General features: G+C 42.1%; 10 protein-coding genes and 1 pseudogene. 3 read left to right on the forward strand and 8 right to left on the reverse strand.

The window, feature by feature from the left end; all coding sequences use genetic code 11:
* Window positions 1-71: 71 nt before the first annotated feature.
* Window positions 72-1,202 carry a DNA cytosine methyltransferase gene (locus tag C505_RS0109110; protein WP_018692299.1) on the forward strand — a complete coding sequence of 377 codons (1,131 nt, stop codon included), beginning with the start codon at window positions 72-74 and terminating at the stop codon, window positions 1,200-1,202.
* Here C505_RS0109110 and C505_RS0109115 read toward each other — a convergent pair.
* The 7 genes from C505_RS0109115 to C505_RS0109145 all read right to left on the reverse strand — a co-directional run bounded on the left by C505_RS0109115 (window position 1,192) and on the right by C505_RS0109145 (window position 6,818).
* Window positions 1,192-2,031, reverse strand: a complete 840-nt coding sequence (locus tag C505_RS0109115; RefSeq protein WP_040439671.1) for a Cfr10I/Bse634I family restriction endonuclease — start codon at window positions 2,029-2,031, stop codon at window positions 1,192-1,194. The genes C505_RS0109110 and C505_RS0109115 overlap by 11 nt on opposite strands.
* 81 nt (window positions 2,032-2,112) lie before the next feature.
* Complete coding sequence (locus C505_RS0109120; RefSeq protein WP_245556343.1) at window positions 2,113-2,403, reverse strand: hypothetical protein; 291 nt, start codon at window positions 2,401-2,403, stop codon at window positions 2,113-2,115.
* 46 nt (window positions 2,404-2,449) lie between these two features.
* Complete coding sequence (locus C505_RS21920) at window positions 2,450-2,677, reverse strand: helix-turn-helix domain-containing protein (protein ID WP_018692302.1); 228 nt, start codon at window positions 2,675-2,677, stop codon at window positions 2,450-2,452.
* Window positions 2,674-3,663, reverse strand: coding sequence for a DNA cytosine methyltransferase (locus C505_RS24650; RefSeq protein WP_018692303.1), 990 nt, complete (start codon window positions 3,661-3,663; stop codon window positions 2,674-2,676). Before C505_RS24650 ends, C505_RS21920 begins: the two co-directional genes overlap by 4 nt.
* Window positions 3,660-4,001 carry a dATP/dGTP diphosphohydrolase domain-containing protein gene (locus C505_RS0109135; RefSeq protein WP_018692304.1) on the reverse strand — a complete coding sequence of 114 codons (342 nt, stop codon included), beginning with the start codon at window positions 3,999-4,001 and terminating at the stop codon, window positions 3,660-3,662. The genes C505_RS24650 and C505_RS0109135 overlap by 4 nt, the downstream gene beginning before the upstream one ends.
* A 299-nt stretch (window positions 4,002-4,300) precedes the next feature.
* A complete protein-coding gene (locus C505_RS0109140; protein ID WP_018692305.1) occupies window positions 4,301-6,541 on the reverse strand; it encodes a PriCT-2 domain-containing protein in 2,241 nt (746 codons plus the stop codon).
* 73 nt (window positions 6,542-6,614) lie between these two features.
* Window positions 6,615-6,818, reverse strand: a complete 204-nt coding sequence (locus tag C505_RS0109145; protein WP_018692306.1) for a hypothetical protein — start codon at window positions 6,816-6,818, stop codon at window positions 6,615-6,617.
* 64 nt (window positions 6,819-6,882) lie between these two features.
* On the opposite strand from C505_RS0109145, the gene C505_RS0109150 reads away from it, so the two are divergent.
* Window positions 6,883-7,377: a hypothetical protein gene (locus tag C505_RS0109150; RefSeq protein ID WP_018692307.1), complete on the forward strand. Its 495-nt coding sequence runs from the start codon at window positions 6,883-6,885 to the stop codon at window positions 7,375-7,377.
* Window positions 7,378-7,389: 12 nt separating this feature from the next.
* On the opposite strand, the gene C505_RS0109155 is transcribed toward C505_RS0109150, so the two are convergent.
* The gene (locus C505_RS0109155; protein WP_018692308.1) at window positions 7,390-7,782 is read right to left on the reverse strand and encodes a hypothetical protein; all 393 of its coding nucleotides are present in this window, start codon (window positions 7,780-7,782) and stop codon (window positions 7,390-7,392) included.
* A 467-nt stretch (window positions 7,783-8,249) separates the two neighbouring features.
* On the opposite strand from C505_RS0109155, the pseudogene C505_RS0109165 reads away from it, so the two are divergent.
* Window positions 8,250-8,435: pseudogene (locus C505_RS0109165) on the forward strand (IS256 family transposase); the annotation flags it as partial.

An 8,435-nucleotide genomic window follows, 5' to 3' on the forward strand; every position in this document is an offset into this window, starting at 1 on the left:
GCTCTTGACTAAACGCACTCAGTGCGTAAAATATTTATCTCACTGTAGGCATCATAACAAAAGGTCCATATATGGGTAAGCCATCTCTTTTCTCATTTTTCTCAGGTAGTGGTTTTTTAGATTTGGGATTCGAACATAATGGCTTCGATGTGTTATTTGTTAATGAATTTCATAAGCCTTTTCTTGAAGCATATGAATACAGTAGAGAAAGGTTCAAAATCGATAAGCCTATATACGGCTATGCAAACATAAGCATTGAAGATTTACTAAGTGGCGAAAGTACTAGTAAGTTCAATCAGATAATTGGAGACGCAAAACTAGGCGATCAATTAATAGGCTTCATTGGAGGCCCTCCATGCCCTGACTTTTCCGTAGGTGGTAAGAACAAAGGAAAAGATGGTGAAAATGGCAGGCTAACAAGTGTGTATATTGATCTAATTATTAAGCACAAACCTGACTTTTTTATTTTTGAAAATGTTAAAGGGTTATGGAGAACTCAAAAACATAGAAAGTTCTATGATGAAATGAAGAAAAAGCTTTGTGAAAATGGATTTTTGATCACAGATAGACTAACAAACTCTATCGAGTATGGTGCCCCTCAAGATAGAGACCGGATATTACTCTTTGGGATTCGTACAGAAATAGTTGATTGCAAATCAAATGAAGAACTAGAAGAGCTATTTAAATGGGAAAGTGAAATTAAATTCTCTAGGAAACAAGTTTTTGAAGATATATGCTGGCCCAAAAAAGATGTATATAGAGAGGATAGCACGCTTGAAAAGCCATCACAGATAGAAGGCTTTTCTGAATTAACAGCTGAGTATTGGTTTAGAAAAAACTCTGTTGAAAAACATCCAAATGCTTTTCACTTCTTTAAACCAAGAGCTGGCCTGTCTAAATTTCAGGTAATTGAAGAAGGGGATGATTGTAAGAAGTCATTCAAAAGGTTGCACCGATGGAGATTTTCACCAACAGCGGCATACGGCAATAATGAAGTTCATCTTCACCCCTATAAAAGCAGGCGTCTATCTGCCGCGGAAGCTTTAGCTATACAATCACTACCTAAGGAGTTTTCTTTACCGGCTCATATGTCCTTAACTAATATGTTTAAAACAATCGGTAACGGTGTCCCATACCTAGCAAGTGCAGGACTAGCACGTACAACACACAACTTCTTAACACAATATGTTATCAATAAATAATTATTTCTGATAATGCACTTTCTATTTCATTGATATTATCTATGGAAAAAACATGATCGACAGCTGCCTGAGGGATACTCTGCACATTTGTAATAGAATGTGTTGCAACTGTTTGTAGCCCTTCTCGATCAGCTTTTGTGACACTTTGAGAAGCTGCATAATACTTTAAGCCTATAGGTTCGATAATCCAGTCTCTGGTTTGTAAGTGAACATAGAGAGCTTTCAGGAGAGAACCTTCATGTGCTAATTGCAGCCTCCTATCAGGTCTCAGGCTCGTCTTAACAGAGAAATAACCGACTATATTATTAAAATTACATTTCCCTATAAAATGCTTATAACACTCTTCCAAATATCGTATGTTTTGGGGAGTAACTTGCGTAATAGGCTCTTCATCCAAAGAGGGTAGCTTATCTTCATCAATGTCTAGAATGACAAAGTCTGGATTTGACGTAATTAACTTAACATTATTTGATTTTTCAACCTTTAGCCTAAGATCAACTAAATGGTTGTTAAGACCCTCAACATATAAAGACGCCAAGTCGGCTCTACTAATATTTGGTAATAAGAGCATCAACTGTCTTTTCTGATACTTTATTCTGTAATTCCATGCTTGAATGGCAATAAGCCACTCATACCAATCTCCATGGCAGTTGTTGAGCGCCCCTTGTGTCACTTTCGGGTGTTCACCTTTTACTTTTTTATCTATTTCTTTAAAAAGTTCCCTAAAAGAAGTGTCACTTCTGGGTAAAGCAAAATTTGTTAGAGAGCAAAAAGTTTCAACGTTTTTTATTGTTGGTTTTCCATTCTTATATTCTACTACTGAAGACATATACTTTTTCAATGTTCCTATTTTACAGAGTCTAAGATTCTGTATCATCAGGAATTTTTTTTCAATACTATGTCATTAAATTCACACCAACCCCAACTCAGCCTTCTGCAACCAAAACTCAAAAACCCTACGCTCCATCCCAGCGCGACGCGCCCCGCAATAGCCATCCAACCCAAGGACATAGCGCACCCGCAAAACTTGAATACACTCGGTTCTGAGCTGTTCCACTCTCGAATCAATCTCTTGGATATGGTGAGGTACGGATATCATATCCGCATGATGCGAAAACAGGTGTTTATCGGACTTGGACTTCAGCCCCAGACGTAATTGTTCTGCCACTCTGGAGCAGGAAGAGCGGCGGGAATACCCCACCCCATACTCCTTACTCGCCCAGAAATGACCCCAGGTCGTTAACTCTCTACGCAGCGTCTTTAAGTTTTTCATTGGTGTATTCATTCAAAGCATCATCAAACTTGATTTTGTATACCTTGGTGATCAAGCACACTACATCGAATAACTTTGGGGAGTGCTGATCTCTTTCCCATGCACCTAACGTCCTTGCGCTGATCCCATAAGCGCGTGCTGCATATTCTTGGGTCATACCGCGTCGCTTACGCCAATAACGTAAGAAATCACCCGTGATCATGCCACATCTCCCAGGCCGATACTTTGCATAAATGTCGCGACCTCAATCCGTTTCCCAACCCACTTCAACACAGGCACTGCAATTGAATTCCCGATGGCTTTACATCTCGGTTCATCTGTTGCGGGTTTGCCTCTGTATTGAATAAGGGTGTGGTGGTCTGGCATGCCCTGGGCGCGTTCCAACTCCAGTGGTGTTAATCGGCGGACATCATCACCAGGCGCATATACATAAAGGTTGGTGCAAACATCGTGACCAGCAAAATATGCGCTGTTTGTGGTGATCGTTCCTATCACTCTATCGTTTGTGCTTTCAACTGCATGATCGTCTCCAATCGGAATGGAATTGGCTTTCGCATTTTTTTCACGCGCCTCAACACACCTTGGCAACACAGTGGACTCAAAAAGTACCGGCTCTCGATCGGACCAATCTCCAAAATGTGCAAAAGCGAAGACTCTTCGGCGTTGCTGTGGGACTCCGAAGAATTGAGCATCAAGCACACGCCATTCGACAAGCCCTTCTTTGCCGATTGCAAGGCCGGCGTTTCTCCATTTTTCGAAATCAATTCGAGCGCCTGAGAGTAGACGGATAACTTCTTGAAAGTCTGCGCCGTTGTTGCTGGATAGTCCGCCTGGGACGTTTTCCCATAATGCGAATCGCGTTCCGCAGTGTTTTCTGCACCATCGGATGATCTGGATTGCGTTTCTAAATAAACCACTTCGCTGCCCATTCAGTCCCTCTCTTCTGCCACAAATGGATAGGTCTTGGCACGGAGAACCAAATACAACGATATCTACCGGCCCAAGTTTCTTGATTGTTGATTCTGTGATTTGGGTGACATCGCCCAGGTTTGGAACACTGGGCCAACGCTCAGCAAGCACGGCACATGGGAAAGGTTCGATTTCAGAAAACGCAACAGGCTGCCACCCCAACGGCTCCCATGCCAGGCTAGCGGCTTCAACGCCACTGAACAGGGATAAATACCTCATCCCTTCTTCTCCCCAACCAGTTCAAACCACAGGATGAACAACATGCAACAGGTGGCGTGGGCAAGATTGTGGAGTCCGGTTTCGCGGTCGAAGGTCTCACCCACGCGCCAATCCGTTAAGTGGCGTTGGGCTGCGTTGAAGAAACGTCGTTTTGGATCATCGAGTTGTTTCCAGTTTTCTCGACCGTGGTTTTTCGCGCCAAACATCAAAACGCGGATAACCTCCTGTAATGCCCTGTAAGGTAATAACCAGTAGTCATCCTTACCTTGGTCATGCTTCGTTCCTTTTTTCGGTTCTGGTGCATTCTGGGCTTGCTCCACGCTGTCATTGTTGTCCATGTTTCCCCCTCAATCGTGATATCTGATGTTTTTTGGTCTGAGGTACCACCCGGTACCACTGTCACAAATCTTTCAAAATCGCTACAGCCCTTGGTATTACTACTCTATATCTATATTTATTATTAAAAGGTACCAGTACCACTACCTTTAAAGACTTGTAGAAAAATAAGAACAGTAATTACGTTCGCGTATGAGTTAGGATTTCAGTGGTACCGTGGTACCTTTTTTCTAACACACTGTTTTTAATTTTCTTTTTTCGGTACCACTACCCGAAATCAGTGGTACTTCGGTGGTACCTTTTAAGCAAAATCTCCACATTCTAAAATGCTGGCGCGTATTTCTTCGTTGTTCTTGGCGATCTCTGGATCGAAAACCCAAGGTCTCGGCGTCTTATTTTTCACTTTGACCTGTCCGACTTGCCTTGAATTAGATTGGAGCAATTTCAGTAATTGCTTTTCGTCTACATCCGCGTCCATAAACCCGACTTCGGATATCTTTCTTAAATGGTTGGCAATCTGTTGGAATGTCATCGCTGGATAAGGCGGTTCATTCAAGAAATCCCAAAATAGTGATTCGGTTTCAGTCCTGTTTTCCAAGATCATCCGCTCCCGTCCTTGTGTTTTCATGGAGTGCTTCCAATCAAACCCACTAAGGTTTCGACGCATCAGGTAGTTATAGAGCTGCGCGACGCCTTCAGATTTCAGCCATTCATACAGACGGTCATAGTATTTGGGTGGTTTGGGAAATTCTGGCCCCGTGAACACGTTGATCCGTCTGTCCCGAACAGGAATAACCAGGGCGTCGGTGTGATTCGACATAAAGAAAAAGTTGGTGAACACCGCTTGGGTTTTCTTGGTGCCGTACTTCTTGTTCACTTCGAGGTGCTTCTCGGTAATAAGGTCGCGGATTTTATCGGACACGGTAAAGCGCTTGCCACTTTCCTTCACCTCTTCAATTGCACAGACAAGTGAACGGTCAAAGTAATCGTTATACGCGCCTGCCCCGCCTTCACCCGCTAAGATATGCATCTTGGTTTTCGTAATGTTCCATTGACCCAAGAGTTTGCCGAGTAATTCGACGACCCAACCCCGGCCAGTGCCATGCGCCGGGGAGATATGCAGCGGTACAACCTTGCAACGCTCTTCTGGTCGCTGTATGTTGAACGCCAGCCAGCTGATAAACCACTCTCGTTCTTCTTCTATCGGAAACAGATAATTCATATGCTCGAAGAACACGGAAAGGTTTGATTCTGACTGCGTGTCATAGAATTCAGGTACATGAAACTCGTTCACCCAATCCAGACCATATTCATCGTGATAAATGCGCCCTTCGCCTGGAAGATAAACCAGCCCTTCCGCTGATTTACGCTCTTCATGGACAAACCATGTTTTATGGATGGGCACGAGTTGCTTTTTATCGGGGTCAGTTTTGGTTGGGGCTGGGATGCCAATACGGATATTCGCGGTGCGGTTTTTGAATTCCATCAACTTAGAGACACAACAGTGTGGTGGTTTGTCTAAGTTGCACACCCGATCCCCTTCCTCGATATAGATATAGCGCTCGAGGAAGTCCTCTAACTGGTCATCCGAATTCTTTTCTTTCTCAATACGGGCTTCGCGCAGAATAGTTGCGGCTGTAATGGGTTCCACACGGGTTAGGTCCTCCTTGTAGGTTTGCCACTTCCCTTCCATCTCATCCGCGTTGTATGTGTCTCCTGCACGACTCCAGTTATCCCATATTTCAAAGCCCTCAAAGCTGCCATCGAATTGATGGTATAGCGCCATCCCGCAGCGATACCATGTATCGTAGTCATTTGGGTCAATGTGATTGAGGGCTTTAATAAGGCGCTCATTGGACACCTGAACTTTCGGCTTAGCGTTATGCAGCACGCGTTCAATGGGATCTAAATCGAGAAGCGCTTTACTTTGACGGCCACGGCTGACGACTTGCCAGTCCTCAGGTACATTTTCTTCAAAATAAGCAATGAGTTCTTTGGCTTGTGCTTCGCTGATCTCGGGTAATTCTTCTGGGAGGATATCCGCTATCGATTGTTCAGACACCCACTCATACGGCTTATTCGTGTCTGGATGGATGGCGAATGCTACAAACTGCTGACCATCGCCCAATATTTCAATCTGGTGCTCCATCCCGAACATATCTTCATATTTACGGCTGGAGAGTTTTGGGAATGGCGTTTTGGCACGATAGACCAACAGCGTCTTTGGCGCATCACCCACACGTTGCAGCGTTGGGCCGATATGTTCTTCACACCAAGCCACTATCGTTTTGATCACATCCGGGTCACGGATATCTAAATCAACAGCCGGGAAATGCTTGGTTTGAATACCCACACCACCCTTGGCGAAATCCGAAGAGAGCCATGAGCGTAGGTGAAGCGGTGTCGCTTCAATCGTCTCCCAGCCCTTCAACCCCATCGGATACTTAAACCCAGGCAAGATCGGCACAATTGGATAGCCACGATCCAGTAGATGTTCCCCGAATTGCGAGAGCAGACTATTGTTGTTTTTCGTTTCGGTCATAAATCAGCTTCCCTTATGCAATCTCACTTTCTAAATACTTTTTTCTCTGAGGGTTGGCATGTATAAATTGAAGCTAATTATCTTTAGGCACTAAGACAATTTTGTACTCAGACTCAATTATTTGTTGTGCTCTTTTTAAAGTAAGTAACTTTCCTTTTCTCATGTCGCGTAAAGTATTTACGTTAACATCCATCGTTTTTGCTAGAGATGTGATTTTTCTTTTACTCGCTTGCTGATCAAGGATATCTTTGGTTAGAATATCTAGTGAAAAAGCCATATTTTAACCCTATATAGTATTTTATGGTCTTGTATACCGAAAATAGTATATATAGAGGCACATGATGTCAAATATACAATTAAGAGAAATAGATCCGTTTGATGAACTTAGGTATGCTTTATCGGAAAATATATCCTTCCTAAGAAAGCACCTAAAGCTAGAACAAAAAGATATTGAAAGGGCAAGTGAAGAGCTTGGTTCTCAGTATAGAGTTTCTCAAAAAACTATTTCAGAGTTGGAAAGGCTGGATACATGCACGCCTACGACTAAGACTTTGTGTAAATTATTTAAAACGATACAAGTAAACTGGATACCAGAACTTGAGCTAGCGCATCTCGTTTCTAAAGATGGTATAAGAAAACTACTCCTAAAAGAAAATACACAATCAACAGATAGCTATGAATACATTGATCCCGAAGTCCATATCAAAGCAACTGATAGCATTCTTTCAAAGGCTCGTAGGTTAGGCTGGCTAACGTTCAATAGAGGCGATGTCTCATCACCAATGCTTTCTGATCTAATTTCGGATGAATATAACAAAAATTTTGCTAAGAAATGATAATAGATAAGGTCATCTGTTTGACCTTTCTAACTCACTCTCAATTATTGAAGATGTGCTTTTAACCTTCACTTTCGATAAATTAGACGGCTCTCGCTGAAGAAGCTCCCAATCATTTTCCAAATCAATCAAAAATTCTTCTATAAACTCATCAATTTCATTTTGTGAATATGAAAGACCTGTTTTAACACGATATTCTTGGATATCTGTCATTATTTTTTTAGAACGATAAAGATAGCTTATAGATAAATCATATTTTTCATGAAGTTTTGATACATTAGGAAGATCATTCAAAACGTTGGTATCAGAGTTCTGCTTATCGCGGTTAGCACGATATATCCAATTGGAGCACAATAAAGAGAATACTCCCCAGCAGAAAATCCACAGTAAGGTTAGAAACTCCATAATCTATTCCCCTCTAATTCTTTTAAATTTATGCATGACTAAAGGACTCAATAAAATCAATGCAATAACGACGTTTAAAGACTTCATTACACTTGAATGGTAAGGAGTGATATAGTCAGTTTTTAAGATCGCATAATCAATATGGGTTATAAAGTGAAAGAAAATCATGACTGTCAAACTAGCGGATAAAGAAACGTATACCTTATCAAGCCTCTTGATTTGCTGTAATGCAAAATGAATAACAGCAATTTGCTTCATAATTTCTATGGTTGCACTAAAAAGCAACCAAAACCGCCAAGATCCTTCCATGTCATAAATAAAGGGACCAATAATAGTCCCGAAAATTGCAATACAAAAGAAACTTAATGGAGCTATGATGATTTCTGGTGTATGAGGTGAGAAAAAGAATGTGGTGCTAATCTGTTGATTGATCTCGCAAATCAATAGTCAACAAAGAGAAACACCACATGGCAAATCATAAAGTATCACCACTGAAATCACCAGAAATAGATCCACTGAACGACGTTTTAAAACAAGGGGCACAAGCACTCCTCGCGAAAGCCATTGAAGCTGAAGTGGCCGAGTTATTGGCACAATACGAAACGCTTCAAGTGGATGGCAAACCAGCAGTCGTTCGCAATGGGCACTTACCG

It is taken from the genome of Algicola sagamiensis DSM 14643 (assembly GCF_000374485.1).
Lineage (GTDB): Bacteria > Pseudomonadota > Gammaproteobacteria > Enterobacterales > Alteromonadaceae > Algicola > Algicola sagamiensis.

Bases quoted from the DNA above. Each gene is read 5' to 3' on its own strand.
- C505_RS0109110 (WP_018692299.1), top strand. From the start codon at position 72: ATGGGTAAGCCATCTCTTTTCTCATTTTTCTCAGGTAGTGGTTTTTTA.
- C505_RS0109115 (WP_040439671.1), bottom strand. From the start codon at position 2,031: ATGTCTTCAGTAGTAGAATATAAGAATGGAAAACCAACAATAAAAAAC.
- C505_RS21920 (WP_018692302.1), bottom strand. From the start codon at position 2,677: ATGATCACGGGTGATTTCTTACGTTATTGGCGTAAGCGACGCGGTATG.
- C505_RS24650 (WP_018692303.1), bottom strand. From the start codon at position 3,663: ATGAGGTATTTATCCCTGTTCAGTGGCGTTGAAGCCGCTAGCCTGGCA.
- C505_RS0109135 (WP_018692304.1), bottom strand. From the start codon at position 4,001: ATGGACAACAATGACAGCGTGGAGCAAGCCCAGAATGCACCAGAACCG.
- C505_RS0109140 (WP_018692305.1), bottom strand. From the start codon at position 6,541: ATGACCGAAACGAAAAACAACAATAGTCTGCTCTCGCAATTCGGGGAA.
- C505_RS0109145 (WP_018692306.1), bottom strand. From the start codon at position 6,818: ATGGCTTTTTCACTAGATATTCTAACCAAAGATATCCTTGATCAGCAA.
- C505_RS0109150 (WP_018692307.1), top strand. From the start codon at position 6,883: ATGTCAAATATACAATTAAGAGAAATAGATCCGTTTGATGAACTTAGG.
- C505_RS0109155 (WP_018692308.1), bottom strand. From the start codon at position 7,782: ATGGAGTTTCTAACCTTACTGTGGATTTTCTGCTGGGGAGTATTCTCT.